The 26102-nt window shown below is 38.0% G+C and carries 24 protein-coding genes and 1 tRNA gene; 13 read left to right on the top strand and 12 right to left on the bottom strand.

Going from position 1 to position 26102, the window contains the following annotated elements:
- Positions 1 to 242 (top strand): transposase (locus ACTBZY_RS22850; protein ID WP_463048716.1); only part of this gene is annotated, 242 nt, incomplete at its 5' end.
- 183 nt (positions 243 to 425) lie between these two features.
- Here the strand turns inward: ACTBZY_RS22850 and ACTBZY_RS22845 are convergent.
- From ACTBZY_RS22845 to ACTBZY_RS22835, 3 genes are all read right to left on the bottom strand, one after another.
- A tRNA-Asp gene (locus tag ACTBZY_RS22845) sits at positions 426 to 499 on the bottom strand.
- 155 nt (positions 500 to 654) lie between these two features.
- A complete protein-coding gene (locus tag ACTBZY_RS22840; protein WP_463048715.1) occupies positions 655 to 1857 on the bottom strand; it encodes a nucleoside permease in 1203 nt (400 codons plus the stop codon).
- Between the two features lie 85 nt (positions 1858 to 1942).
- Positions 1943 to 3064 (bottom strand): Gfo/Idh/MocA family protein, encoded by a 1122-nt coding sequence (locus tag ACTBZY_RS22835; RefSeq protein ID WP_463048714.1) that lies wholly within the window; start codon positions 3062 to 3064, stop codon positions 1943 to 1945.
- A gap of 14 nt (positions 3065 to 3078) precedes the next feature.
- Between ACTBZY_RS22835 and ACTBZY_RS22830 the strand changes: the two genes are divergently transcribed.
- The gene (locus tag ACTBZY_RS22830) at positions 3079 to 3207 is read left to right on the top strand and encodes a hypothetical protein (RefSeq protein WP_463048713.1); all 129 of its coding nucleotides are present in this window, start codon (positions 3079 to 3081) and stop codon (positions 3205 to 3207) included.
- Between the two features lie 160 nt (positions 3208 to 3367).
- On the opposite strand, the gene ACTBZY_RS22825 is transcribed toward ACTBZY_RS22830, so the two are convergent.
- Both ACTBZY_RS22825 and pth read right to left on the bottom strand, forming a co-directional pair.
- On the bottom strand, positions 3368 to 3835 hold the full coding sequence (locus tag ACTBZY_RS22825; RefSeq protein ID WP_463048712.1) for a hypothetical protein: 468 nt from the start codon (positions 3833 to 3835) through the stop codon (positions 3368 to 3370).
- A 248-nt stretch (positions 3836 to 4083) separates the two neighbouring features.
- Positions 4084 to 4644, bottom strand: a complete 561-nt coding sequence (gene pth, locus ACTBZY_RS22820) for an aminoacyl-tRNA hydrolase (protein WP_463048717.1) — start codon at positions 4642 to 4644, stop codon at positions 4084 to 4086.
- 280 nt (positions 4645 to 4924) lie between these two features.
- On the opposite strand from pth, the gene pyrR reads away from it, so the two are divergent.
- Both pyrR and aat read left to right on the top strand, forming a co-directional pair.
- The gene (gene pyrR / locus ACTBZY_RS22815) at positions 4925 to 5467 is read left to right on the top strand and encodes a bifunctional pyr operon transcriptional regulator/uracil phosphoribosyltransferase PyrR (protein ID WP_463048711.1); all 543 of its coding nucleotides are present in this window, start codon (positions 4925 to 4927) and stop codon (positions 5465 to 5467) included.
- A 1-nt stretch (position 5468) separates the two neighbouring features.
- Complete coding sequence (gene aat, locus ACTBZY_RS22810; RefSeq protein ID WP_463048710.1) at positions 5469 to 6092, top strand: leucyl/phenylalanyl-tRNA--protein transferase; 624 nt, start codon at positions 5469 to 5471, stop codon at positions 6090 to 6092.
- Here aat and ACTBZY_RS22805 read toward each other — a convergent pair.
- From ACTBZY_RS22805 to ACTBZY_RS22795, 3 genes are read right to left on the bottom strand one after another with little or no spacing between them, the layout of a single operon-like run.
- Positions 6089 to 6787 (bottom strand): SAM-dependent methyltransferase, encoded by a 699-nt coding sequence (locus ACTBZY_RS22805; RefSeq protein WP_463048709.1) that lies wholly within the window; start codon positions 6785 to 6787, stop codon positions 6089 to 6091. The genes aat and ACTBZY_RS22805 overlap by 4 nt on opposite strands.
- A 26-nt stretch (positions 6788 to 6813) precedes the next feature.
- Positions 6814 to 8088: a rod shape-determining protein RodA gene (gene rodA, locus ACTBZY_RS22800; RefSeq protein WP_463048708.1), complete on the bottom strand. Its 1275-nt coding sequence runs from the start codon at positions 8086 to 8088 to the stop codon at positions 6814 to 6816.
- A 4-nt stretch (positions 8089 to 8092) separates the two neighbouring features.
- Positions 8093 to 9928, bottom strand: a complete 1836-nt coding sequence (locus ACTBZY_RS22795) for a penicillin-binding transpeptidase domain-containing protein (protein WP_463048707.1) — start codon at positions 9926 to 9928, stop codon at positions 8093 to 8095.
- A 158-nt stretch (positions 9929 to 10086) separates the two neighbouring features.
- Here ACTBZY_RS22795 and tsaE point away from each other — a divergent pair, with 158 nt between their 5' ends.
- The 3 genes from tsaE to ACTBZY_RS22780 are packed head-to-tail and all read left to right on the top strand — an operon-like array spanning position 10087 to position 12178.
- Entirely contained in the window at positions 10087 to 10524 is a 438-nt protein-coding gene (tsaE, locus tag ACTBZY_RS22790; RefSeq protein ID WP_463048706.1) for a tRNA (adenosine(37)-N6)-threonylcarbamoyltransferase complex ATPase subunit type 1 TsaE, read from the top strand.
- Entirely contained in the window at positions 10524 to 11732 is a 1209-nt protein-coding gene (locus tag ACTBZY_RS22785; RefSeq protein WP_463048704.1) for an alanine dehydrogenase, read from the top strand. Before tsaE ends, ACTBZY_RS22785 begins: the two co-directional genes overlap by 1 nt.
- A 41-nt stretch (positions 11733 to 11773) precedes the next feature.
- Positions 11774 to 12178 (top strand): hypothetical protein, encoded by a 405-nt coding sequence (locus tag ACTBZY_RS22780; protein ID WP_463048703.1) that lies wholly within the window; start codon positions 11774 to 11776, stop codon positions 12176 to 12178.
- A 67-nt stretch (positions 12179 to 12245) separates the two neighbouring features.
- Here the strand turns inward: ACTBZY_RS22780 and ACTBZY_RS22775 are convergent, their stop codons facing one another.
- The gene (locus ACTBZY_RS22775; RefSeq protein ID WP_463048702.1) at positions 12246 to 13838 is read right to left on the bottom strand and encodes a peptide chain release factor 3; all 1593 of its coding nucleotides are present in this window, start codon (positions 13836 to 13838) and stop codon (positions 12246 to 12248) included.
- 623 nt (positions 13839 to 14461) lie between these two features.
- On the opposite strand from ACTBZY_RS22775, the gene ACTBZY_RS22770 reads away from it, so the two are divergent.
- Positions 14462 to 16930: a TonB-dependent receptor gene (locus ACTBZY_RS22770; RefSeq protein WP_463048701.1), complete on the top strand. Its 2469-nt coding sequence runs from the start codon at positions 14462 to 14464 to the stop codon at positions 16928 to 16930.
- Positions 16931 to 17128: 198 nt separating this feature from the next.
- On the opposite strand, the gene ACTBZY_RS22765 is transcribed toward ACTBZY_RS22770, so the two are convergent.
- The 3 genes from ACTBZY_RS22765 to ACTBZY_RS22755 all read right to left on the bottom strand — a co-directional run bounded on the left by ACTBZY_RS22765 (position 17129) and on the right by ACTBZY_RS22755 (position 21574).
- Positions 17129 to 17290, bottom strand: coding sequence for a hypothetical protein (locus tag ACTBZY_RS22765; RefSeq protein ID WP_463048700.1), 162 nt, complete (start codon positions 17288 to 17290; stop codon positions 17129 to 17131).
- Between the two features lie 584 nt (positions 17291 to 17874).
- A complete protein-coding gene (locus ACTBZY_RS22760; RefSeq protein WP_463048699.1) occupies positions 17875 to 18762 on the bottom strand; it encodes a haloalkane dehalogenase in 888 nt (295 codons plus the stop codon).
- Positions 18763 to 18874: 112 nt separating this feature from the next.
- The gene (locus ACTBZY_RS22755; RefSeq protein WP_463048698.1) at positions 18875 to 21574 is read right to left on the bottom strand and encodes a TonB-dependent receptor; all 2700 of its coding nucleotides are present in this window, start codon (positions 21572 to 21574) and stop codon (positions 18875 to 18877) included.
- Between the two features lie 376 nt (positions 21575 to 21950).
- Here ACTBZY_RS22755 and ACTBZY_RS22750 point away from each other — a divergent pair, with 376 nt between their 5' ends.
- From ACTBZY_RS22750 to ACTBZY_RS22730, 5 genes are all read left to right on the top strand, one after another.
- Positions 21951 to 22724: a DUF547 domain-containing protein gene (locus ACTBZY_RS22750; protein WP_463048697.1), complete on the top strand. Its 774-nt coding sequence runs from the start codon at positions 21951 to 21953 to the stop codon at positions 22722 to 22724.
- Positions 22725 to 22785: 61 nt separating this feature from the next.
- Entirely contained in the window at positions 22786 to 24168 is a 1383-nt protein-coding gene (locus tag ACTBZY_RS22745; RefSeq protein ID WP_463048696.1) for a DASH family cryptochrome, read from the top strand.
- A gap of 129 nt (positions 24169 to 24297) precedes the next feature.
- Positions 24298 to 24894 carry a LemA family protein gene (locus tag ACTBZY_RS22740; protein ID WP_463048695.1) on the top strand — a complete coding sequence of 199 codons (597 nt, stop codon included), beginning with the start codon at positions 24298 to 24300 and terminating at the stop codon, positions 24892 to 24894.
- 3 nt (positions 24895 to 24897) lie between these two features.
- The gene (locus ACTBZY_RS22735) at positions 24898 to 25335 is read left to right on the top strand and encodes a TPM domain-containing protein (protein WP_463048694.1); all 438 of its coding nucleotides are present in this window, start codon (positions 24898 to 24900) and stop codon (positions 25333 to 25335) included.
- Positions 25332 to 26102 (top strand): TPM domain-containing protein (locus ACTBZY_RS22730; RefSeq protein WP_463048693.1); only part of this gene is annotated, 771 nt, incomplete at its 3' end. The genes ACTBZY_RS22735 and ACTBZY_RS22730, both read left to right, overlap by 4 nt.

Genomic DNA, 26102 nt, shown 5'->3' with positions numbered 1-26102 from the left:
GACTGGGTATTAAACTAGCCGAGATTTATGACAAGACCACTGACCAAACCTATGGTTTAGCTCGACTAGCCAAATGGCATGAAGAAGTAAGACAAGCAGGCTTTAAATCCTTTAATTCAATTGCCCGAACATTTGAGCATCATTACAGAACTATTCTTAATTGTTTCGATAACAGAAGTACCAATGCTTCAGCAGAATCCTTTAAGCGAGGTGTTACACCGTGCCAAGATAAAAGCTTTTAGGGCTAGATTTAGAGGTGTCAGGAGTATTCAATTCTTCCTTTTTAGACTATGTCAAATATATGCTTAAAGAACTCATCCCCAGATTTTGCTCTTTACCCGAACTATGTTTAAATCGTTTTTTTTCAGCGAAGGAGTTTGATGAAAAAAGCCTCACAATCGTATGATTATGAGGCTTTTAAGCTGCGGTCTGGACGGGACTCGAACCCGCGACCCCCTGCGTGACAGGCAGGTATTCTAACCAGCTGAACTACCAGACCAGCTTCCAAATTGAAATCCTCTTCCTGATTTGGAGGTGCAAAGATAGGCAAATTATTGTTCCAGTCAATACCTAGGTTAAAAATATTTTAAAATAATTGACACTTTTTTTAAAGTATTTCACTAACTCGTTGGTAGTCTTTTGTTTAGGTGCTATTTATTTTTTTGCTACAGATAAAGTTTTTTTCTCATTAAAAAGTATCCAAAATAAAATGGCGGCAATTAGTGCCATTCCTGCTGGTATGAGCCAGATGCTTTGCCATAGGTGGCTTCCGTCTTCTAGGGTGTATTGTTTTACAAACCATCCAGAAGACCAGCTACCAATGAGCATTCCGAGTCCATAGGTGATGAGTGTGATAAATCCTTGTGCAGACGCTTGTATTTCCTTTGGAGCAGTCTGGTCTACGTAGATTTGACCCGTTACAAAGAAAAAGTCATAACAGATGCCATGTAAGATGATGCCCATATAGAGCATGCTCACCAAAGCGTCATTGTCACCGTATGTAAAAAACAAATATCGGACTACCCATGCCAGCATGCCTATTAATAACATTTTCTTTACGCCTAATCGGGTAAATAATAGTGGCATAAGAAGCATGAAAAGTAGTTCTGAGCCTTGCCCTAGGGTCATTTTTCCAGCGGCATTTTCCATTCCTATTTCGTTTAGAAATGGATTGGTGAAACTGTAATAAAAGGCCAATGGAATTGAAATGAGTAGAGAACAAAGTATGAATACCGCAAAGCTTCTGTTTTTCAACAAGGCTAGGGCGTCAAGTCCTAGAATGTCTCTAAGGGAAGGTTTTTTTTCTTTGCTTTTTGGAGGTGTCTTAGGTAAGGTAAAGCTGTATAACCCCAATAGAATAGACACTCCCGAGCCAATTTTGAAAACCATGTTTGAGTCTTCTATGTTCAACCAGCCAATGGTTAAGCCTGAAATTATCCAGCCGATAGTCCCTAGCACTCGGATAGGTGGAAATTCTTTTTTAGTGTCTGTCATTTGGTTGAAGCATATGGCATTAGCTAGACCCAAAGTAGGCATATAGAGAAGGGCATAAATTAATAGCGTCCAAAAGAAGGCTGTGGGTTCTGTAATTTGGATGAGGTAGTATAGAATAAGTCCTCCGGTGATGTGCATAACGCCCAGTACGCGTTCAGCAGAGAAAAACCGGTCGGCTATCATTCCTATAACAAAAGGCGAAATGATGGCTCCCCAGTTTATCGTACTGTATGCAGCACCTACACTGAGACCGTCAAAGCCTATTTTGAACATGTAGGTACCCATGGTAACATACCAAACTCCCCAGACAAAAAACTGGAGGAACATCATGACTGATAATTGTATTTTTATTTTACTGTTCATTACCTATTTGGTTTTTGGAAGGTTTCCATGTCTAATTTATTTTCTGATAATTTTGCCCGTTTTTTTGTCTTTTAAAATGAGTTTTTTACCTCCATCGGGTAGTATTTCCTCTTTGATAAGTGTAGAAGTTGTCATCATAATGGACTAAGTCTGGTGTAGCTCCGTTTTCAGGCTCGTCACCTCGCCAATCCTCTATATGTATGGGCTCCCATTTTTTAGACTTTACGGAGGTATAAGCAGCATCCATAATCACGTTTACGATGTAACCATCATAGAAGGTTTCAATCGGTTCAGTGCCATTCTCAAACGCCGAAAACATATCGTTGAACATGTGGTTGTAGCCCAGAACTTGATTTTCGTCTGCCACAGGAAATATCCATCCAGAATCTGATTCTGCTACATATCCGCTTTGGCCTGATGCTGTGAACATATCAAAACCCGTGGGTAAGAAGTGATTTAGCCAAACGGTGCCTTCGGTACCCATTACTTCGTCGCGGAGGTCTAGGCCGCCTCTAAAGGTCCAGCTTACTTCAAACTGCCCTATGGCTCCATTGGCATACTTTACTAGGCCAATGGCGTGGTTTTCGGCTTCTATGGGCTTTACTTGAGTGGCTGCCCAGCACATCACCTCTATGGGTTTTTGGTTTTTGCCAATAAAGCTCCTGGCTATTACTATACAATGGCAGGCCAGGTCTAAAATGGCTCCTCCACCGGCCTTTTCTTTATCCCAAAACCAATCGCTATGTGGCCCAGGGTGGGCTTCTCTGGAACGAGCCCATAGTATGCGACCTAAGGAGCCCTGTTTTATACTTTCAATGGATCTTAATGTTTTGGGCGTGTATACCAGGTCTTCCATGTAGCCATGAAATATACCAGCCTTTTCTACCGCTTTGAGCATCTTTAAAGCCTCTTCACCATTTATTCCGAGGGGTTTGGTGCAGATGAGGCCTTTTCCTGCTTTAACGAACTCCATTACGGCTTCCATATGGAGGTAGTTTATTACCACAATGTCAATTTCAGGGTGATTAATGGCTTTTTTTAGGTCCGTGCTATAGGATGGGATGTTAAACTTTTCTGCAAATTTCTTGGTGTTAACTTCACTACGTGACGCAACAACTAATATTTTATCTTTACTTCTTTGGCCTAAAATGGACGAGGCGTAGATTTCGGAAATACATCCTGAACCTAAAATCGCTAGTTTTTGCATCTATTTTTAAAGGGTTGACTACTTTAAAAATAGAACTAAATATAGATATTGACAATAAGGTGGTATGGATGATTTGTTCGGCTGGCGACCATCCCTTCTTTTTGAGAGAAGAAAGGCGTGGCTTTGTGAGTGCTTGTATTTAGCCTTTGGTAATTTCTTCCGAAAGAAGAATCTAGAAATGGATATAAAAAAATAGCCGCCCCCATGAGGAGCGGCATTTATCTATTCAACCCTAACCTATTAAATTATGAAACTTTTTGCGAGAGGGCTGGGTAGCCCAACTCACTAAAGTTTATTTCTTTATTATCTTCCTACTGCAGCTTCAAACTTAACAGTTGGAATTTTGTAATAATTTTCAATTTGTCTTTCTTCTAATTTAGTGCTCCAAAGGAAGTTGAAAACTTTTTCAGTTACATCAACTTTTTGTAGCCAAATTTGAGACTCTCTGCTGTTCATTTTGTCAAGCTTAGTATTGATGCTGGCTACAGCTTCAGAAAACTTTGCTCTCTCTGTTTCAGAAAGATTTAAAAAACTTCCAGTTTGGTCGTTATAAAGACGTACCACATTGTTGAATGTTGCCCACTCGTCGTTGTTCTTTTTTACAAATCTCTTTGCTTTTTTATTCATGAAGGTTTTGAAATTGAATTCAGAACCTGCTGAAAGGTATATATTGTTTGAACGAACGTTTACTGAGTCGGCTGCTTTAGCTGAGTTCACTCCCGAAATAGCTGTTGCAATTATAAGTACTAAAGTTATTATTTTATTTGTCATAATTCGTGGAATATTTATGATTCCGTTTTTTGATTACGATACAAATATGGTGGGTTTCTTAGTTTTGAGCAAATTCTTTCGGCAATGCCAATCAGTATAACATTTTGTTATTTAGTTATTTTGCAGACGTCATGGTTCATCTGTTGTTAATATGAGCGTTCGTTACCAAACAATATTCTATTATTAAAAAAATTAACTATGTAAAGTATCTAATTCAAGCACTGGTGAAAGTTCTTCTAAAAGTACAATTATTCATTAAAGGAGTTCATCGTTCTCTCAATTCCGGTGAAACAAAAGCTAGAAATCATTTCTTTTACCTTGTCCAGTTTGTTAAATATTTCAATCATATCATCTTCAGGGAAGTTGCCTAAGACATAATCTACTTGTCTTCCTTTAGGGAAGTCGCTACCAATACCAATCTTAAGTCTGGCGTACTCGTTTGATTGTAAGGCTCTTTCGATATCTTTTAGCCCGTTATGCCCTGCTGCCGAGCCTTTTGGCTTGAGTCGAAGTTTGCCTGCGGGAAGAGAGAGGTCATCTACTAAGACCAAAACATTTTCAACAGGTATTTTTTTTAAGTTCATCCAGTACTGTAGGGCTTTACCAGAAAGATTCATAAAAGTGGTGGGTTTAATAAGGTGTATGGTTCTGCCTTTGGATTTCCATTCTGAATGATAAGCTAGTTTCTCCATAGTGAAAGGAATGCCTTCCTGTGCTACAAGCTTGTCCAGAGCCATGAAGCCAACATTATGTCTGGTGAAGGCGTATTTAGGGCCTATATTTCCTAGACCTACGATTAAGTATTTCATTTCTGGTTTATCTTCTGATTTTGCATCAGCCTCTCTGTTTGCCTCTGAGGGCTTTCTTTTAAAAAGGCTTCTAAAAATATTGTTCATTAAAAAGGGTAGTAATGATACCTTAAATTTGATTTTGACAAATATAAGTCCATTGTGTTAGTGCCTTTATAGCTAAATGCTCTAATTGCGTTTGTTGTTGCATATTAATAGATGTCATGAAACAGATTTTCTATTTAGCTACTAGTCATTTTCCGAAGAAGTCAATATTTTTGTTTTTAATGCCAACTAGCAAATGAGTAAAAAGAGGTTAATTCTAAATCAGCCACTGCTGAGTGTTATTCTGAAGAGGTTATCTCAAGAAATTATTGAGAATCATGGAAGTTTAGAAAACGCAGTAATTATCGGTCTTCAGCCAAGAGGCATTTTTCTGGCGGATAGAATTGTCGAGATTTTAGAGCATCAGTTAGGTCATAAGGTTTTGAATGGTACGCTGGATGCTACATTTTACAGAGATGACTTTAGAAGGAGAGATTCTATTTTAAAGCCTAATGCCACCCATATTAATTTTGTAATTGAAAAAATGAATGTCATTTTAATAGATGATGTTTTAGCGACGGGAAGAATGGTGAGAGCGGCTATTGATGCCATGCAAGCTTTTGGTAGGCCAGCTAAGGTGGAGCTTTTATGTCTTATAGATAGGAGCTATAACAGAGACTTGCCAATTCAACCAGATTATACGGGCAGGAAAGTTAATACACAAGATACACAAAGGGTTTTGGTGGAGTGGACTGAACAAAACTTTAAGGAAGATAAAATCTGGCTGATGGATTCTTGATATGTCTCTTAAGGTTGAAGATTTAATTTATGCTTATTTAAATGGTTTTTTCCCTATGGCGGATGCCGATGGGGAGATTTCTTGGTACGCCCCTGAGCCCAGAGCTATCATTCCGATAGACGCTTATAAACCTTCAAAATCTTTAAGACCAGTAATTAATAGGAGACAGTTTGATATCTATATCAATCGTGACTTTAAAACGGTGATGGAGCAATGTGCCAAACCAAGGTTTGTTAACGATGAAACTTGGATTTCTGATGAAATTATAAATGTGTATTGTGCTTTAAATGAGTTGGGCTTTGCCCATTCTGTAGAAGCTTATGAGAATGGTGTTTTGGTGGGTGGATTATATGGGGTGAGTTTGGGGGGAGCGTTTTTTGGAGAATCTATGTTTCATAAAGTTTCCAATGCCTCTAAAGTAGCCTTTCATTATCTTGTTGAAATTTTGAAAAATAGAAACTTTGAACTTTTGGATACACAGTTTATAAACGACAATGTATTAAGGTATGGAGCTGTAGAGATACCAAGAACAGCTTATGAAGCGGTATTGCAGCGTGCCAAAGCCCTGAAAATGACGTTTGTAGATAAAAAAGGGGTTGTTCGTTTAGATGAACTTTTGGGCTAGGAGCCAAAACCAAATATGGCTGGTTTTTTATGAATGTCGAGATTTTTGTAACTTTTCCATTTTGCGATGCTCTTGGTCTTAGAAAAAGCATCTGAGCCCGTGAGGTTGGCAGAGATGGTTAGTTTGGTGTTTGGGTTACAGGTTTCTAGTAAAGCCTGAAATAACTGACGGTTTCGATATGGCGTTTCCATAAAGAGCTGTGTTTGACCAGAGGTATGGCTTAATCTTTCTAATTCTTTAATTCTCTTAGCTCTTTCTTTATTATCTATAGGAAGGTATCCGTTGAACGCAAAACTTTGTCCGTTAAAGCCAGAGGCCATAAGAGCCAATAGGATAGAGGAGGGGCCTACCAGAGGCACTACATTATAATCTAACTGATGAGCAATCTCCACAGCTAAAGCACCAGGATCTGCTATTCCTGGGCAGCCCGCTTCGGAAAGGATACCAGCATCTTGTTCCAATCCTAACATAATGGTAAAGGTCTCTTCAAAGTCAGAGTCTTTGGTGAGAATGTGAAAGGTGATGTCATCTATTACTTTGTCAATCTTTAAACCCGCAATAAACCTTCTAGCTGTTTTTATGTTTTCAACAAAGAAAACATTCAAGTGCTTTACGTGTTCTATAACCTCCATCGGTAGAACAGCCGCTTTGGTTTCTGGTGCTAGTAAAGTTGGGATAAGATAAATAGATTTCATTGTTTTCAATTTGTCTGAAATATATACTACACTTTAAAGCTTCTGTGAGCATCAAGTTTCAGAAATATAAATAACAGAATAGTGAAGGACCACAAAGAAGACCCGCCGTAACTCACAAAGGGGAGTGGTATTCCAATTACTGGCATAAGACCAATGGTCATTCCTATATTTACTAATAAATGGAAAAACATGATTGAGGCTACGCAGTAGCCATATACTCGGGCAAATTTATCTCGCTGCTGTTCGGCTAGGAGTATGAGTCGGGTAAAAAGCCCTAGGTAAAGAGCGAGTAAAACCAAGCTGCCAACAAAACCCCATTCTTCTCCAACTGTACAGAAAATGAAGTCTGTAGATTGCTCTGGTACAAAATCAAATTTAGTTTGTGTGCCCTGTAAGTAGCCCTTTCCTAAAAATCCTCCCGAGCCAATCGCAATTTTGGACTGCGTGACGTTCCATCCAGCACCTAATGGATCCGCATCTGGGTTTACCAGAGCTTCAATTCTTCTTTGCTGATGGGGTTGTAAAACTTTGGTAAGGAAAAAATCTAAACCCATAGCAAATGTGGAGAAGAGTAGAAATAGACCTAAAAGCTTGTAGAGATTTGACCTGCTTCTATCTCTTTTAGTGAAAATGAGATACCACAAAATAATTCCTAAAACTAACAAGCCACCTAGTATGTACCATTTGGAGTAAAATAAAGAAAGAACCAAAATGAGCACGAAGCCTAGAAACAAGGCCGGATAAATTCCCGGCAAGCCTTCTCTATATAGTACTACCATGAAAATGGCAAATGTAAGGGCAGATCCTGTTTCTTTTTGAAGAATAATAATGATAGGCGGTACAAGAATAATAGCCGCCGTTTTCCACAGGTCTTGAAATTTCTTAAGGTTTACGGTCTGGGTACTTAAAAATTTAGCCAAGGCTAAGGCCGTGACTGTTTTTGCAAATTCTGCGGGTTGCAGGGAAAAGGATCCTAACTTTATCCATGACTTGGAGCCTTTTACGTCACTCCCTAAAAATATGGTGGCAATCAGTAGAAGAATCATAAGCCCATAGAAAATGTAGGCAAAAGAGTCGTAAACCTTATAATCTACAAATAGAATAATGACCACAATGATCATGGAAAGCGACAAAAATAATAGCTGCCTACCTGCATTATGAGCCAATGAGAAAAATGCGATTGGGTCTTCTGGGTTAAATACCGCTGCGTAAATGTTAAGGTAGCCTACCATAACAAGTGCTAAGTATAATAAAACTGTAATCCAGTCAATCCCTCTTTTGATGTTAATCTCTCCTGCCATTCAATTATTTTGCTACGGCAGAAGCTGCCACCGTCGTGTAACTTGTATTTTTCATTCTTTCCACAAGGGCTCTTCTTTCTACTTTGCCTGTAAGGAATTTTTCAATAAGCAGGGAAGATATAGGTGCCGCTGATGAGCCACCAAATCCAGCATTTTCTACTACAGCCGCAATGGCAATCTGAGGGTTATCTCTTGGTGCAAAAGCAATGAAAATGGCATGGTCTTTTCCTTTTTTATTTTGAGATGTTCCTGTTTTACCTAAAATTGGAATATCTGCCATAAAAGCTTGTCGTGCGGTACCTGCTCTTAAAACTTCCTCCATACCGTTATAAATAGCAGAAAAATGCTCTGCAGCAATGCCCGTTTGATGAACCTGTAGCCTCTCTGGTTTCATTCCTTTTTTGTCTGCCCCTACACCTCTTATAAGATGTGGGGTAATCCAGTAGCCTTTATTCGCAAAAACAGCAGTCATATTGGCTAATTTTAAAACATCCAAGCCGATTTCCCCTTCACCAATAGCCAGAGAATAAATATTTGAGAATTTCCATCTATTTTCACCATAATATTTATCATAGAGTGGTAGTCCTGGTAGAAGTTGGCTTTTCTCTCCAGGTATATCAATACCGAGTTGGGTGCCAAAACCAAACTTTTCCATCATATCTCGCCAACGGGTCAATCCTTCTCTAGCTCCAATGAATGGGCTTTTTTCTTTAGTGTTTTCTATAATTCTTTTAAAGACATTATAGAAATAAGGATTACACGAATACTGAACCGCATTATTTAAGTTTATAAGGTGATGAAGCCCATGCCCATGGCAACCCATAGGAGAGAAAGCTCCAATAAACGAAGACATTGGATTGATGACACCCTGTTGTAAACCCACTACGGCTTGCACAAGTTTAAAGGTGGAACCCGGTCTGTAAAATGAAGATATGGCTCTGTTAAAGGTGGGTTTGTCAGGGTCTCTTATTAGGTTTAAATAGTTCTCTGAAAAAGCTTTTCCAGAAAGTAGGTTTGGGTCATAAGTGGGGTAGGAGCCCATGACTAATATTTCGCCAGTTTTGGGTTCTATGGCCACTATGGCCCCCACTTTATTTTGAAATAAACTGTCGGCTAGCTGCTGAAGTTCCATATCAATGGAAGAATAGAGGTCTCTGCCTACTACAGCGGTGGTGTCGTAGCTGCCGTTTTCATACATCCCTTTGGCTTCACCTTTTACATTCATAAGGGTATACTTTACACCCCTTACACCTCTTAATTCTTCTTCATAAGATTTTTCAATGCCCGAAAGTCCAATGAAATCTCCTTGCCTATAGTATTTTGATTCTTGTTCGTCGTATAATTTTCTTGGGATCTCTCCTATATAACCGAGGGCATTGGCAAGGGTGTGTCCAGGATATGTTCTAAAGAAAGATTGCTCAAAATGAAAACCTTTAAAGTTTACCATGGCATCTGCCACAGTTGCAAAATCGGTTTTGCTCAATTGCTTTTTAAAAATAGATGCTCTGTTTTTAGAATATTTTGTAGCTAAAGCCATTGTGCTATCAAAATAGTTTCTGTCAATATTAAAAACTTTACAGAATTTTAGGGTATCAAGGTTTTTAACTTTGACGGGCGTGACATACATATTGTATACCTCCTCGTTTCTTACCAGAAGTTTATGGTTTCGGTCATAAATTTGCCCACGTAGCGGAACTTCAATATGTCTTTTGATAGCATTGGTAGCCTCTATTGAACGATACTTAGGGTCAATTACTTGAAGGTAAAAAAGCCTAAAAACGTAAATTATACCGATGGTAAAAAAGAAGAATAGAATCACATGTTTTCTGCCATCATTCATAAGCCCGGAAAGTCTATTGGAATTAAAACACAAAGGTCTTAAAATTTGAACGTTAAAACCAAAAGCAGCTTACTTTATTAAAGATTTTTTATTTAATAAAGAAATAGAGTTTTGGCTAGCCTCTTTGGAACCGCGTTTTTAAAAAATGTAGTATTTTTGTGGTTACAGTGAAAAAGGTTTTTGAACAAATTTCTTTAGAAAAAGTTAGGGACACAGCCGAGCAAATTATTTCTTTTGCTGAGGATAAATCCGTATGGAAATTTGAAGGGAATTTGGGAGCTGGAAAAACTACTTTAATCAAAGAGCTTTGCAAACATCTGGGTGTCATGCACGCTGTTCAAAGCCCTACTTTTTCTATTGTCAACGTTTATGAAACGGATAGAGGAGAAGAAATTTTTCATTTTGACTTTTATAGGTTAAAGAATGAGGAAGAGGCCTATGATTTTGGAGTAGAAGAGTATTTTTATAGTGGTAAAATATGTTTGATAGAGTGGCCGCAGGTTATTGATAACTTATTGCCACTACCTCATTTGCTCATAAGAATTGACACAAATGATAATCAAACGAGAAAAGTTGAACTTGAAATAATTAGTTAATGACCCAAAATCCAGAATTGAATATAGGAAGTTCTACTGTCTTAGAAACGCAGGAAAAACCTTTAGCAGTAGAGACAAGAGGTCAAGACTTGACGATAGGGCTGCCTAAAGAAAGTTCAGCTTTGGAAAAAAGAATTGCTTTAAGCCCAGATTCTGTATCTGTTTTAATTAGAAATGGCTGGAGTGTGAGGGTAGAAAAGGGTGCGGGTGTCCCAGCAAACTTTACGGATGAAGCATATACTGAGGCTGGTGCACAGGTTTGTTTGGCAAGAGATGAAGTTTTTTCCTCTAGAATAGTTTTAAAAGTTAATCCTCCCGATTTGGCGGAAATAGCTTTAATGAAACCAGGTGGTGCCTTATTGTCGGCATTGCAGCTTCCTCAGCAATCTAAGGCATATTTTGAGGCTTTGATAGAAAAAAGGATAACGGCCATAGGTTTTGAGTTTATGGAAGATGCCGCAGGAAACCTGTCGGTGATTAGAGCCATGAGCGAAATAGCCGGTAGTTCTGCTATACTCTTGGCATCGGAATATTTAGGAAGAGGACAAGGAACCCTCTTAGGAGGTATAGCGGGCGTTCCGCCTACTTCTGTTGTTATTTTAGGGGCTGGAACCGTTGCGGAGTTTGCGGCTAGGGCTGCCTTGGGACTAGGAGCCGATATTAAAATATTTGATACACATTTATATAGATTACAGCGTTTAAGATATTATTTAGGTCAGCACATTTTTACATCAATTCTAGACTCTCACAATCTGTGTAAAGCACTGGCAGAGGCAGATGTGGTAGTGGCTGCTATGCGTTCAGAAAGAGGACGGTCTCCTTTGGTGGTTACAGAAGATATGGTAAAGACCATGAAAAAAAATGCTGTTTTGGTTGATGTAGCTATAGATCAAGGAGGCTGTATAGAGACTTCCGTGCCCACAACGCACGAAGAACCCGTTTATAAAAAACACGGTGTCATTCACTATGCTGTTCCTAATATTGCTTCTAGAGTAGGGAATACGGCAAGCCATAGTTTGAGTAATATTTTCACACCATTATTGTTGAAAATTTTGGACTTAGGTGGTATGGATGAAATGATACTGACGAACCAATGGTTTTTAAAAGGTGTTTACGCCTTTAAGGGAAATATTACACATCAGAATATTGCCAAGAAGTTTAATCTTAGGCATAGGGATTTAAGGTTGCTTTTAGCGGCAAGGATATAGTGGTGCTTAAATTAATTTAGAATCAACAAAGAAAGAGAGATATGATTAATCATTCGAACGAAAATACAATACTGGATGACGCTAATTCGCCAGAGCTAGATAAACATCAGTTAGGTTTAGTGACGGAAGATTTCATCAAAGTCTGCGATAATTTGAAAGAGGCGTCTTATCAGGTCAGAAGTAGGAAGTTTAGTAAGTTTCCTGTTTTTATTGCCACTAAAGAGGATGTTTCTATAGGGAATACGCTATTTTTTAAAGAAGATTTCGGTACAGGATACGAATATAAAGCATCTATGATTGAGGAGTTTTTGGAAAGGAATATTGTGGGAGAAGAATCGGAAGAACTTTTTAAAGAAAACTATCGAGATCCAGAAGAATACTGCTGTCTTTTTGTAATGGATGGGAAGTTTGCCAGCTTTGTTTATATTCCTTTTCCTGAGGATTGATACTGGTTATTGGTGAAATTTAGATAAAAAAAGGAGGCCTGAGCCTCCTTTTTTTATGATTACCTTATTATTTTGCTGCTACCTTAAATTCTGACGTGGTATGGAAGGTGATATCTGGATTATTTTCAGTATTCATCCTTAAAATCCAGTCGGTTTCGGCAAGAAACACAGGGTTTTTGTCTTTATCATAAGCTATAAAGTTATTCTTTAGTCTTATAAATTCTTCAAGTTTTTCTGGCTTATTGGAAGTTAACCAACAGGCTTTAGAGTAAGGTTTTGCCTCAAAGCGTGCTTTCGCACCGTATTCATGCAATAGCCTATGCTCAATAACCTCAAACTGAAGCTCTCCCACTGTACCAATTATTTTTCTATTTCCAGGCTGCATGATAAATAGCTGAGCCACACCTTCTTCTGCCAGTTGTTGCACGCCCTTCTCTAACTGCTTTGATTTCATCGGGTCGGCATTGACCACTTCTCTAAATAGTTCTGGAGAGAAACTTGGTATGCCCGTAAACTGAAGAGCTTCGCCTTCGGTTAATGTATCTCCAATTTTAAAGTTTCCAGTGTCATAAAGTCCAACCACATCTCCTGGGTACGCCTCTTCCACCACGTTTTTACTATCCGCCATGAACATATAGGGGTTAGAAAAGCGAAATTTCTTATCGAGCCTTACGTGTTCGTAAAACTTACTTCTTTCAAAAGTGCCACTACAAACCCTCAGGAAGGCAATCCTGTCTCTGTGTCTTGGGTCAATATTGGCATGTATTTTAAAAACAAAACCCGTGAATTTTTTCTCTGTAGGCTCCACAATTCTTACATCTGTAGCCCTAGAGATAGGTAAAGGACTCACCTTACAGAAAGTGTCTAGAAGCTCCATTACCCCAAAATTACTCACAGCACTGCCAAAGAAAACGGGTGCCAAATCACCTTTTAAATATTTTTCTCTGTCAAACTCATCGTAAATACCTTCAATCATCTCCACGTCTTCTTGAAGCTGATTGGCGTCTTTATTACCAATTTTGGTTCTTAGAACCTCAGACTCAATGTCGTATTCAAATATGTCTTCTTCTAGTCTTGTTTTATTGACGGCGAAGAAGTTCATCTTTTTATCTAGCAGGTGATATACACCTTTAAAGTCTTTACCACCATTTACTGGCCAAGTGATGGGTCTTACGCCAAATCCTAGTTTTTGTTCCAATTCATCTAACAAATCAAAAGGATCTTGGCCTTCACGATCCATCTTGTTTACAAAGATAATTACGGGGGTGGCTCTCATTCTACAAACCTCCATGAGTCTTTCAGTTTGCTCTTCCACGCCTTTTACACAGTCTATAACTAAAATTACGCTATCTACAGCAGTAAGCGTTCTGTAGGTGTCTTCCGCAAAATCTTTGTGACCTGGCGTATCCAGAATGTTTATTTTTAAGTCTTTGTACTCAAAAGTCATAACAGAGGTGGCCACAGAGATACCACGTTGTTTTTCAATCTCCATAAAATCTGAAGTGGTTGACTTTTTGATTTTATTAGACTTGACTGCTCCTGCGGTTTGAATGGCACCACCAAATAACAGAAGCTTTTCTGTTAAGGTAGTCTTACCAGCATCTGGGTGGGCAATGATGGCAAATGTCCTCCTCTTTTTAAACTCTTTATCGAAACTCATATCTAAAAACTTATCCTTCTGAAATGGGGTGCAAAGCTACCTCTTTTAGATGACGGATGAAAATATTGAAATAGTATTCCAAAAGTTACTTAAGGAAATGGAAACGGAAGGAAAGGATGTCCGAGGGTCGTTATATGAATATTAGAAAAATGTAAATAATTCCTCAAAATGACATAACTTGTATTTTGGAAAGAATACCGTTTGGTCGATTCGTGGCCTTTTAAATCTACAAATCTTAGATTTATATCTACTGAAGGGCACTTTAGTCTTTCATATAATGCCCTCTCTTGGATTTATCATAACTTTCTTTGTGGAAAGAGTTAGGGTTAATGTTGTAATTTTTTTGAAAACTTCTTCTTGCTCGTAAGTCAGGGCTAATGCGATTTTATTTCATTGGTTGTGCATAGATTTCACTCCGTAGTTTTTCACACTGGATTGAAAATCAAGTGTCAAAAGGGAAAAACATGCCTGTTTTGGTCGTCAGAATTTTTAATTATCGACAGAACGAAGTGCTTTATCTATTATTGTTTACTTGTAAACCGCTGAGAGCAAACATTTACAATATTTTAATGTCTAACTAATTACAAGCTTTTTTAACATAAGAAAAATTATATCTCACTATTATGAAATCACTATTACTACTGCTGCTCAGTTTTTGCTCGGTCTTTGCTTTTGCTCAAAAACCTGCAGGGGCTAAAGAAGAGGGTAATGCAATTATTCAAGGAACTATTATAGATTCTTTAAGCTCAGAGAATGTGGAATTTGCGGCGGTAGCTCTATGGAGTGCTGGAAAAGCCATAGATGGTACCCTAACTTCAAGTAATGGCAAATTTAAATTTGAAGGGTTAAATAAGGGAACCTATAAAATTCTCATTTCTTATATCGGCTATCAGCCACAAAGTATTGAGAATGTGATAGTGAAAAGTAATATGTCCAACATAGACTTAAATAACATTAAACTTATAGGAGATAATATCCAATTAGATGCCGTAACTGTTGTTGGTCAATCTTCTTTGATAGAGGATAAAATAGATAGATTGGTTTATAATGCCGAAAAAGACATCTCTAATACTGGTGGGACAGCGGAAGAAGTTCTAAGAAAGGTTCCGATGCTAAGTGTTGATTTAGATGGAGAAGTTGAGCTTAGAGGGAGTTCCAATGTGAGAATACTTATTAATAATAAGCCATCAGCAATTTTTGCCAGTAGTGTAGGCGAAGCATTAAGGCAGATTCCGTCAGACCAAATTAAATCTGTAGAAGTTATTACTTCACCAAGTGCTAAGTACGATGGAGAGGGTACTGCGGGTATTGTTAATATCATTTTGAAAAAGAATACACTTGCCGGTGTAACCGGTTCTTTAAACCTTGGTGCAGGCCTAGTTGGCTCATCGGCTAACGGTAGCGTAAACCTTCGTGACGGTAAATGGGGCGTATCCTTACGAGGAAGTGGAAGAGCGTCTTATAATTATAAAACAATTGGCGAGAATACGAGAGAGAGTGTTATAGATGGTGAGGCAACTTACTTGACCCAGCTTGAAGACAGCCGCTCTGTTCGGGCTGGTGGGCGTTACAGTGGCTCTTTTGACTATGATTTTAATAAGAAAACAAACTTCTCTATTACCTACTCTTTAAGAAACAGTTTAAGGGGCAGTGATGGAGAGCAGCTATCAACCTTGTTGGATAATAATAGAGATTTGATTTTTGAAAATACTAGAGACATTGATCAAAGTGATAAAAGTAACTCGAGTGACTTGGATTTTACCTTTACTAAGAGGTACGAAAATCCAATAAAGGAACTTACTATTCTAGCCCAAGTTTCTGAGAATAACTCTAATAATTACTATACCGCTCTCCAAAACGGAATGTCAGCAGATAGCAGCGAAAACCAAGGGAAAGATAGAGAATTGAGCTTCCAGTTAGATTATGTTCAACCCTTGGGTGAGAAAGTGAAATGGGAAATGGGAGGAAAGGGCGTTTTACGATCGGCTCTTTCTGATGGACTTTTCTATAGCTATAATGAGACTACGGGTCGTTATGTATTTAACGATGGTAGATCTAATTTCTTAGATTATGACCAAAACGTATTGGCCGGCTATTCTTCATTTACTGTAGAGTTGCCAAATAAATGGGGTGTTCAAGCGGGTTTACGTTATGAGAAAACCACTATTCAGGCAGAATTTAAAGAATTGTCAAATGTGGATATTCCAGATTACGATAATTTCTTGCCTAGCATTACACTTTCAAAACGTTTCAAAAAAGCGGGTTCTATTAGAACAAGCTACACGCAGCGAATTCAACGACCGTCAATTAGGTATTTAAATCCTTTTGTGGATTATTCTAATGCAAATAGCATCTCCTATGGTAGTCCGACTTTGTCTCCAGAGTTGGTTGATATGCTGGAAGTAGCTATGAGTACGTACTTCGGTAGCAATTCAATCAATTTCTCAGTGTTCTCTAGGATTGAAGATAACAGTATTACGTCTATCAGTAACGTGACTCGTCAGGATGGATTAGATGTAACAGAAACTACTTACGGGAATATTGGTGTAAACAAGCGTTATGGGTCTAATGTCTCTATGAACTTAAATCCTACAAGTAAGTGGCGTTTGGGTGGTGGCGTAAATGTAGATTATACTTATATGGATAACCGCACTATATCAAATGAAGGCTGGAGTGGAGGTCTTAACTTAAATACTTCGTATTCCTTCCCGAAAGATTGGGCGGCCTCTTTCTTTGCGTTCTATAGATCTCCAAGGGTACAGCTTCAGGGGACTAGAAATGGCTTCTATTTTCATGGAATTACGGTTAAGAAAAGTATTAATAACAAAAGAGGAAGCATAGGCTTAGGATTAGAGAACCCATTTGTTAAAACCATAGACTTTAAATCTGCTCTGGAAAACAGAACGGATGCTCTAAATTATTTCATCACTAATAACAATAGAAGTATTTATAGAAGAAGTATTCGTATTGATTTTCAATATCGTTTCGGAAAAATGGAAAGTGACGGAAAAGGCTTGTTTAAAAGGAAAAGCTCTAGCCGTGGAAATGACGAAGTGGATGGCGGAGATGCAGGGGAAGGCGATTTTAGATAAGTGCTGATGACAAGAAAAAAGAGACTGCCAGGAGCGGTCTCTTTTTGATTTACATGCTTTCTTAATAATATTTTCGCCCACCTGAGAGGGACTTGTCTATTCTGATTTTTAATTCGTTTTTGATGAATATTTGTTTCAACCACGTTTACATAATGGTCAAAGCCTAATACATCAATTCTTTTGAATAGTAATCTAAGTTTACTTTAATTCAAAAGCGGCCATGAGACTTAAAAGACTCTTATTTTTAGAAGTCATCTTTGTGATGGTGGCAGCTTTTTCAAAAGGATTCTCCTGCTCTCTTCTTAAAGGGATAATAGGAACAAAAACTCTTTGTGAAGATGTATTTTTAAGTGCTAACATAATCGTATTTTTTATTTGTTACTAAGGACCTGAAATCAAACCGTTTATGTTTGACAATTCAAATGTGCAACAAATATTAGCACAATGTTGCTCAAAATATTAGCAAATATTTCAACTGTCTGGTTATGAGTAAAATACATTTAGCAATCTTGCTAAGTATTTGAGTATGAGAGCTGGATTTTTGACCTTTTAGGAATATATCTAGGAGGTCTTCTCCATCAACAGTCACGGTCTAGTATCGCTGGAAAAAGTAACCAAGGTATTCTCTAGAGGCCCAGCTTGTTTCATAATTCACTCACACTCCGCTATATATCCTGAATCACATCACGGAACAGGAATCTATTTGAAAGTATCTTCGAAATCTTCAGAAGCTTATTATGGCATGTGCGGCATATTAGGCGGTAGGTATTAAAAGAAAAGTTCTTCTTTGTGGTCTTTCTGTGTTCTCATTGGAACATGAAATCGCGAATAAACTAAGGAGTAATGTTAAAGATGTTAATGTTATTTTGGGTAGAATAAGGGTCAACTTATGAAAGATTCGCAATAATCTATTTATAGGCTTAAAATGATGTTATAAGCATGCTCTAATCTATTAATTTTTGCCCTTTCATAAACTTGTCAATGTACTCAGCTATCTCTTCTCCTTTTTCTTCTTGAAGAAAATGTCCTGCGTTTTTTATGATAATTTTTTCGTCGTCTTTAACGGTAGGAATGAGCTTATAAAAGAACTTCTCTGCCCCACTAAAAACTTTATCCTTGTCGGAGAATAGTACTAAGGCTGGTTTATCCCATTTAGAGAGTAACTCTCGAGCGTCTTTCATTTCTTTTACACCACCATGGCTTGGGTGAGAGGGCACTAGTCTTGGGAATGACTTTGCACCGCCTTTATACTTTTTTGAAGGGAAAGGAGCGTTGTAAGCGGCTATTACTTCTTTGGAAAGTTTTGATGCGGAGGCAAACTGAACTACACCGCCAGTGGGAATAGAAGGGTGATACTTTGCAAACCATTGCCACAGCTTAAATCCAAAATTTACGGGTTTACCAATCGGGAGAAAGGTGTTAAGAATAACCACCCTTTTAAACCTTTCAGGGAATTGACCTAAAAGACCTAGACCTAATAAGCCACCCCAATCTTGTACTATGAGTGTGATGTCATTGAGGTCTAACTTATCAATAAAATTCTTAAGAGATTTAAAATGCAGGTCATAGCTATAGTTTTGGCTACCTACAATTTTATCAGACTTCCCAAAACCAATCAAATCAGGAGCAATGAACCGGTGATCTTTTAAAGAGGGAATAAATTTACGATATAAGTAAGACCACGTGGGTTGACCATGAAGAGCCAAAATTGTTTCACCTTCGCCTTCGTCAATATAATGCATTTTGAGGTGGTCAAAATCCACATAGTTTTCTTTGAATGGGAAATCAGTGATTTGCTCGAAAGCCGATTTTGGTGTTTTTATGATCTCCATGGACATTGCTTAATTATTTGGGAAGTTACGAATTGTAATTGAATTGAAGATAAGGCATAAAAAAATCCCACTTCAATTAAGAAGCGGGATTTCTAAATGAGTGCCTTAAGAATTAGAATTTGTATCTAACGCTGAAGTTCCAAGTTCTGCCGTATCCGAAGAATGCAGTATTGGCTGTACTAAATTTGATGTCCTGCTTAGTGTCATAAATAGCATCTCCGCTTTCAGCGTGTTTGTTAGTATAAGACTCCGCAATGTACTCTGTATCGAATAAGTTATTAGAATTTAATCTGAACATGATGCTGTTAGCATTGTTCATTTTCAATTCGTAAGAAACACCAAGGTCTACTAAGCTGTAGTTTGGTAACTGAACAGAACCTCTGTTATTTGCAGTTTTGAACTCCGCATCTGTAGGGTTAATGCTTGCAAAAAGGTTACCGTAGTAGAAGTAATCTGCATCTACTCTGAATCCTTTACCTAATCTTGCAATAGCACCTAAGTTAAATGAAGTTTGAGCTGCATCACCAACTTTAACACCATCTAAATAAAGCGTTTCGCCTGATTCAACAACGTTTTGGCTATCGTCATAGATGGTAGAAGTAGCATTGCCATCATATTTCCAGTTACCAAAAGAAGCGGCACCTTTAAGAGTTAAAACCCTAGATGGGTTATATCTGAAGTCTAGCTCAATACCTTTGTGAATTTGAGTAACACCTTGGTAAGAGTAGAAACCTTCTACGTTATCAGGAAGAGAATATCCACCAGACAATACTCTGTCAGCCCATACCGAATGGTATAAGTTCACGTTAGCATTAAATTGAGAAGATCTGTATCCGTAACCTAATTCTAAGCCTGTGATAGCTTCGTTAGTTAGAAGAGGATTAATATCGTTTTTGAAGTTCAAGAACATGTTATCTTGGAAAGGCTGACGAGAATAATGACCAGCATTAGCAAAAACATTGTTATGACTATCCAAGTTATAGTTCAAGCCACCTTTTACGTTATATCCAGGATTAACAACTTTATCAGAAGCTTCCTGACCTGCTGGGTAGTTGAAGTAATCGTAACGAACATGAGACTGAGAAGAAACCGCTCCTTGAACAAAAGCAGAAAGTTTGTCTATAGTGTACTCTAATTGAGTAAAACCACCGATGTAACGAATATCTTCTGGGTTGTCATAGCCGAAACGTTGGTTTCTTGGAGTGTCATGGAAAGAAGCAGCCCATGGACCAGAGCTATAAGCCTTGGTTACATAATAAGAGCTTCCTTGGAAACTTACTGGCTTCACACCATCATCCCATCCGTCAGCACCTAAGAAGTCTACAACTCTTCTGAAATGCTCACCGTGGTATGCACGAGCATCAAAACCAATATTGAAAGAGAAAGACTCAGATAACTTTTTGTTGAAGTTTGTAATCATACCGTACCACTGGTGCTCATTAGCAGAAGATCTTAATACGTCATAAACTCTTGAGCCATTTACTCTTGATCTGTCAGCTACAATATCTCCAGCTGCGTTTGGAGCTTTAGAACTGTTTGCATCTCTAATTGTATTAAGATTGTAATAATCGCCATCAAGTCCAGCATAGTTTCTTAAACCAATAGAGCCACCTCTACCCCACGAACCGTAAAGTACAGTAGCAAGAGAGGTCGTTTTGTTGATAGCGTAATCCCAGCTAAGGTTAGCAATAGGCTTGTGGTAATAGTTACCACCTACAGATGGTACCACGTCATCTAGTACAGAGTTACCGTTATATCTTCTACCTTTTTCAATTAAAGTAGAAAGTCTATAAGAGTTTCTTTGGTAGTGTCTTTGTGGAGCACCAGTAACTAAGAAGTTCAATTTGTGTTTTGGAGAAGGTAGGTATCCAACAGAGATGAAGTATGTTTGTCCACTTCCTTGTGTGTTGTCGATATAACCATCACCTTGCCAGTGCCCTAAAAGAGCTGCAAAAGCAAATTTATTTTCCATAAGACCCGTAGATGCATAAGCAGTAGTTTTAAGGTATCCGTCGTTACCAACCATTGCTTGAACAAAACCACCTTTAGTGCCGTCAACAGTCTTAGTTACGATGTTAACTGTACCACCTACAGAAGAAATAGCTAATTTAGAAGAACCTAAACCTCTTTGGATTTGAACGGCATCAGCTACGTCCATTACACCTTGCCAGTTAGACCAGTACATTTTGCCATCTTCCATACCGTTGATAGGTTGACCATTTAATAAGAATGCAGTATTAGATTGGTCAAAACCTCTCACACTGATTCTAGAATCACCATATCCACCACCACCTTTGGTCGTATAAACAGACGGAGTAGCTTTAAGAATATCTGGAAACTCTTGGTTTCCTGTTTTCAAAGCTATTTCAGAACGTGTAATTGTTGAAACTGCGATTGGCGTTTGTCTATCTTTCGCGATATCCATTACACCAGTTACAACGATTTCCTCTAGTGAGTTCAAGTTCTCAACTAAGGTGATGTTAACGACACTTTGAGAGCCATTATAAGCAATTTCCTGACGGTCAAAACCGATGAAAGAAATAACCAAAGTTTGTTGGCCAGTAGGAATTCCTTTCAATGTATATTTACCATCTATATCAGTTGTAGAACCGATAGAAGTACCTTTTACAGATACAGAAGCACCAATAAGAGGTTCGTTGTTAGTTCCGTCTGTAACAGTTCCGGAAATAACACTCTGTGCAAAAACAGCAGTAGCCATAAACATAGCTACCATAGCAAGCAAACCTGCTCGCAAAAAAGTAAACTTTCTCACCATAACACTTGGGTTAATTTGTTTAGAAGAATTTGACATTAATTAGTTTGTAAGAGTCTATAAATACACTTAGAGAATTTGACTCAGTCACAAAAGTACTTTCTTTTTGTTTCCGATTAAAATCCCATTTTATATGTCTCCCTATAAATATAAAAAAAATACCACAAATTATGATAAGAGAAACATTATTAAATTGTTAACCACAAGCGTTATTTTGTCGTATAGGCTTTTTCTTGTAGTTAGTATATTTGGCTGATATGTGTTTAGTCCAATTTGTTAAATCTATTTTAATTTAATTTAACAGGCTTAATCGTTAAATAAAACTGCGGACAAAACGCTATTAACAGAATCTTACAAACCTTTTAAACTTTAAACTCGTAACTAAATTCACAAGATTAAAAAAAATATGTTACACATGAAAAATAGATATTATACATTGTTTACAGCTTTACTTTTTGCTCTAAGCAGTTGTTTTGCCATTGATACTCCGGAATCTAATGCCGCTCCAATTAGCCATAGCGTTTGGGATGGTTTGTTGAAAAAATATGTGGACGATAAGGGCTTTGTCAATTATGCTGGTTTTGCCAAGGAGGAAGCTCAGCTAGATAAATATTTGGCTTTGGTTTCTAAAAACGCACCCGCAAGCAGCTGGTCTACCAACGAAAAACTGGCTTACTGGATTAACGCCTATAATGCTTTTACGGTAAAATTGATTTTAAATAATGCAGACCAAAACATAAGTAGTATAAAAGATATTGGTAGCAAAATTAAAATACCTTTCGTAAATACCCCTTGGGATGTTAAATTCATCAAAATTGGCGGTAAAGAAATGGATTTGAATAATATTGAACATGGTATTATCAGAAAGGAGTTTAAGGAACCTCGTATTCATTTTGCTTTAGTGTGTGCCGCTAAATCATGCCCGCCTTTGAGAAACGAGGCTTTTGAAGCTTCCAGATTAAATGCTCAGTTGGATGACCAAGGCGTTCGATTTATCAATGATTCCTTTAAAAATGAGGTTACCGCATCTAAAATGAATGTTTCCAAACTTTTTGACTGGTATGGTGGAGATTTTAAGAAAACAGCCACTATAGAAAGTTGGATTAACAAGTATGCCAAAACAAAGGCTAAAGCAGGTACAGCTATCACTTATAAAGAATATTACTGGGACTTAAACGGAAAACTTTAAAAGAGCTTTCAGGGGTTAAGGCAAATACTTGTTAGTTTTGCATTAAATCTATCTTCTTAATATGCAAAACATTCTTTTCTGGTTCAGAAATGATCTAAGGTTACATGACAATGAAGCTTTCCTAAGAGCCACGGATTTGGGTAGGGTTATTCCTGTGTTCGTGATTGAACCAAGTCAGTTTAGAAAAACTGGTTTTGGTTTTAGGAAAACGAGCCACTTTAGGGCTCAGTTTCTTTTAGAGTCTCTTCAAGATTTAAAGAAAAGTCTTAAAGAAAGAGGGTCTGATCTTATAATAAGAATAGGTAAGCCAGATGAAGAATTGGCTAAAATAGCAGCAGAGAAGAACGTCCTATATGTTTTAGCTTCTAAAGAGGTTACGCAGGAAGAAACTTCCATGGAGTTTGAGCTTTCGCAAAAGCTGAAAAGGTTAAATATTGACATAGAGCTTATATGGGGTGCCACATTATACCATGTGAGAGATTTACCTTTCCAGATTAAATTTCTTCCAGATGTATTTACAGATTTTAGAAAGAAAATGGACGTGCATGCTAAAGTGCGTCCTCTTTTTGGAACTCCAGACAAGCTAGAAAGTGTAGAGGATATTGAATCGATGGAAATTCCAACCCTTGAAGATTTGGGATTTGAAAAGGAAGAAATTAAAGCTAATCCACCGTTTTATAAAGGCGGGGAAACTGCGGGATTGGCTCAGTTAGAAAATTTCATTTGGAAAACAGAAAATATTAAAACGTATAAAGAGACTAGAAATGGTCTGTTAGGGAATGATTTTTCATCTAAACTATCTGCCTGGGTGAGCTTGGGTTGTGTTTCTCCAAGAAAGATATATCAAGAAGTACGCCTTTTTGAAGAGAAGATCATCAAGAATGAATCTACCTATTGGGTTATTTTTGAGCTAATTTGGAGAGACTATTTTCACCTTGTGGCTTTAAAATATGGTATACGTTTGTTCAAAGTATGCGGTATTAAGCATGATATGAATAAGGTTTGGAGCCAGGATAAAGTAGCCTTCAAAAAATGGATGGATGGAGAAACTGGTATTCCATTTATAGATGCCAATATGCGTGAGCTCAAGGAAACGGGTTATATGTCAAACAGAGGAAGGCAAATAGTGGCTTGTTTCTTTACTAAAGACCTTAAAATTGAATGGTGGTGGGGAGCTAGGTATTTTGAAAGTATGCTTATTGACTATGATGTATGTAGCAACTGGGGTAACTGGAACTATATCGCTGGCATAGGAAACGACCCACGCCCTAATAGATACTTCCATATTAAGAAACAAGCAGAGAAGTATGACCCCGAAGCAGCTTTTGTGAAGAAGTGGCTGCCAGAATTAAAAGATCTCAGTCTTGCACAGATTGAAGGCCTGTACTCAGCAGATCCTCGCGAAGAAATTGATTATCCTAACGCCATTGTGGATTTAAGCTAAGATCTGATATTAGGAAATTCACCTCTTAAATCGGTTTTAAACCAGTTTTCATTAATGGGTTTGAGAAACGAATGAGAATTGATACATTTGATTACATAATTTTAAACTAAATAAACCCCTCATTTCAAAATGAAAAAATTCGGAACGCTAGGCATTGTTGTCTTCTTATTATTGTTTGGGATGTATGGATGTAATTCATATAACGGACTAGTAGAAAAAGACAATAACGTGGATAAATTGTGGTCTAATGTACAAACACAGTATCAACGTAGAGCAGATTTGATATCAAATCTTGTTAAAACGGTACAGGGTGCGGCTGACTTTGAAAGAGGTACACTTACAGATGTTATAGAAGCACGTTCTAAAGCCACGGCCATTCAGTTGTCGGCTGATGAACTTACGCCAGAAAATATGGCTAAATTTCAAGCTGCTCAAGACCAGTTAAGTGGGTCTTTAAGTAGATTGCTGGTTTCTGTAGAGAGATATCCGGAACTAAAGGCAAACCAGAACTTTTTAGAGCTTCAGGCTCAAATAGAAGGTACAGAAAATAGGATTTCTGTTGCTAGAAACGATTTTAATGCTGGAGTAGGGGAGTACAACTTATCAGTAAGAACATTCCCTAACAATCTGATGGCTGGCCTATTTGGATTCTCTAAGAAAGCTTTCTTTGAAGCGGCTGAAGGTGCACAAAACGCTCCTGATGTTGACTTTGATTTCAAAAAATAATTTATGAAATTTTTTTCTGAGGCGGAAAAGAATCGCATTGTGAATGCCATTAATGAAGCCGAATTACAAACCTCCGGAGAGATTAAAGTGCATGTGGAAGACCACTGCCCTTTAGACTCCCCTGTGGAGCGAGCCAAAGAAGTGTTCATTCTATTATCACTGGATGTAACAGCACTTAGAAATGGCGTTTTGTTTTATCTGTCTATTAGAGATAGGACATTTGCGATTTTAGGAGACCAAGGCATCCATGAGAAAGTGGGGGCAAACTTCTGGGAGGAAGAGAAAAATTTAATGCATCAATACTTAAACTCTGGAAATACCGTAGAGGGCTTAAGCTTGGCTATAGAAATGGCGGGTAAAGCCCTTCAAAAACATTTTCCTTATCAATCTGATGATGTCAATGAAATCTCGAATGATATCTCTTTTGGAACAATTAAATGATAAAAAGACTAAGACATTTTAACTTTTCTAAGCCATTTAGAGCAGGATTACTGTGTCTTTTGACTTTCTTTTCGGCAGTGGCTCAGGATATTCCAGCTGTGCCTAAGCCCGCAAAACTCGTAAACGATTTTGTAGGCGTACTATCTGCTTCAGAAATTCAAGGCCTAGAAAATAAGCTTGTAAACTTTGACGATACCACTTCTAATCAAATAGCGGTAGTGGTGGTAAAAACCGTGGAGCCTTCCGATATGAATTCTTATGCTGTAAAGCTGGGGAGAGAATGGGGTATTGGCCATGATGGTAAGAATAATGGTATAGTGGTCTTATGGGCTACAGAAGATAGAAAAGTTTACATAGCCACGGGTTACGGTTTAGAAGGTGGTTTGCCAGATGCATACGCCAAAAGGGTAGTAGACCGAATTATTATTCCTCGTTTTAAGGAAGGTCAGTTTTATCAAGGTATAGATGAAGGCACATCCGCTATAATGAAATATACCTCTGGAGAGTTTGAAGCAGAGCCAGAGGAGGCAGAAGATTTTCCAATTTTCGGTTTTTTGATAGTTTTGTTAATCATCTTTTGGGTTATAAGATCGATGTCAAAAGGTGGAAATGGTGGAGGTGGAATGATGAGTAAAGGTTCGGCTTTTCCATATACTACTTATACGGGTTGGGGAAACCATTCAGGAAGCTGGGGCGGCGGTGGAGGCTGGTCTGGTGGAGGAGGTGGCGGTGGCTTCGGCGGCTTTGGTGGAGGTAGTTTTGGTGGT

The organism is Arcticibacterium sp. (genome assembly GCF_055134445.1).
Note: the sequence above shows the minus strand (reverse complement) of the source record. Positions and strands in the feature narration are given on the sequence as shown.

Excerpts from the sequence above, each read along its gene's own strand:
- ACTBZY_RS22840 (WP_463048715.1), bottom strand. The coding sequence starts at position 1,857 with ATGAACAGTAAAATAAAAATACAATTATCAGTCATGATGTTCCTCCAG.
- ACTBZY_RS22835 (WP_463048714.1), bottom strand. The coding sequence starts at position 3,064 with ATGCAAAAACTAGCGATTTTAGGTTCAGGATGTATTTCCGAAATCTAC.
- ACTBZY_RS22825 (WP_463048712.1), bottom strand. The coding sequence starts at position 3,835 with ATGACAAATAAAATAATAACTTTAGTACTTATAATTGCAACAGCTATT.
- pth (WP_463048717.1), bottom strand. The coding sequence starts at position 4,644 with ATGAAATACTTAATCGTAGGTCTAGGAAATATAGGCCCTAAATACGCC.
- pyrR (WP_463048711.1), top strand. The coding sequence starts at position 4,925 with ATGAGTAAAAAGAGGTTAATTCTAAATCAGCCACTGCTGAGTGTTATT.
- aat (WP_463048710.1), top strand. The coding sequence starts at position 5,469 with ATGTCTCTTAAGGTTGAAGATTTAATTTATGCTTATTTAAATGGTTTT.
- ACTBZY_RS22805 (WP_463048709.1), bottom strand. The coding sequence starts at position 6,787 with ATGAAATCTATTTATCTTATCCCAACTTTACTAGCACCAGAAACCAAA.
- rodA (WP_463048708.1), bottom strand. The coding sequence starts at position 8,088 with ATGGCAGGAGAGATTAACATCAAAAGAGGGATTGACTGGATTACAGTT.
- ACTBZY_RS22795 (WP_463048707.1), bottom strand. The coding sequence starts at position 9,928 with ATGAATGATGGCAGAAAACATGTGATTCTATTCTTCTTTTTTACCATC.
- ACTBZY_RS22785 (WP_463048704.1), top strand. The coding sequence starts at position 10,524 with ATGACCCAAAATCCAGAATTGAATATAGGAAGTTCTACTGTCTTAGAA.
- ACTBZY_RS22780 (WP_463048703.1), top strand. The coding sequence starts at position 11,774 with ATGATTAATCATTCGAACGAAAATACAATACTGGATGACGCTAATTCG.
- ACTBZY_RS22775 (WP_463048702.1), bottom strand. The coding sequence starts at position 13,838 with ATGAGTTTCGATAAAGAGTTTAAAAAGAGGAGGACATTTGCCATCATT.
- ACTBZY_RS22770 (WP_463048701.1), top strand. The coding sequence starts at position 14,462 with ATGAAATCACTATTACTACTGCTGCTCAGTTTTTGCTCGGTCTTTGCT.
- ACTBZY_RS22765 (WP_463048700.1), bottom strand. The coding sequence starts at position 17,290 with ATGTTAGCACTTAAAAATACATCTTCACAAAGAGTTTTTGTTCCTATT.
- ACTBZY_RS22760 (WP_463048699.1), bottom strand. The coding sequence starts at position 18,762 with ATGGAGATCATAAAAACACCAAAATCGGCTTTCGAGCAAATCACTGAT.
- ACTBZY_RS22755 (WP_463048698.1), bottom strand. The coding sequence starts at position 21,574 with ATGTCAAATTCTTCTAAACAAATTAACCCAAGTGTTATGGTGAGAAAG.
- ACTBZY_RS22750 (WP_463048697.1), top strand. The coding sequence starts at position 21,951 with ATGAAAAATAGATATTATACATTGTTTACAGCTTTACTTTTTGCTCTA.
- ACTBZY_RS22745 (WP_463048696.1), top strand. The coding sequence starts at position 22,786 with ATGCAAAACATTCTTTTCTGGTTCAGAAATGATCTAAGGTTACATGAC.
- ACTBZY_RS22740 (WP_463048695.1), top strand. The coding sequence starts at position 24,298 with ATGAAAAAATTCGGAACGCTAGGCATTGTTGTCTTCTTATTATTGTTT.
- ACTBZY_RS22735 (WP_463048694.1), top strand. The coding sequence starts at position 24,898 with ATGAAATTTTTTTCTGAGGCGGAAAAGAATCGCATTGTGAATGCCATT.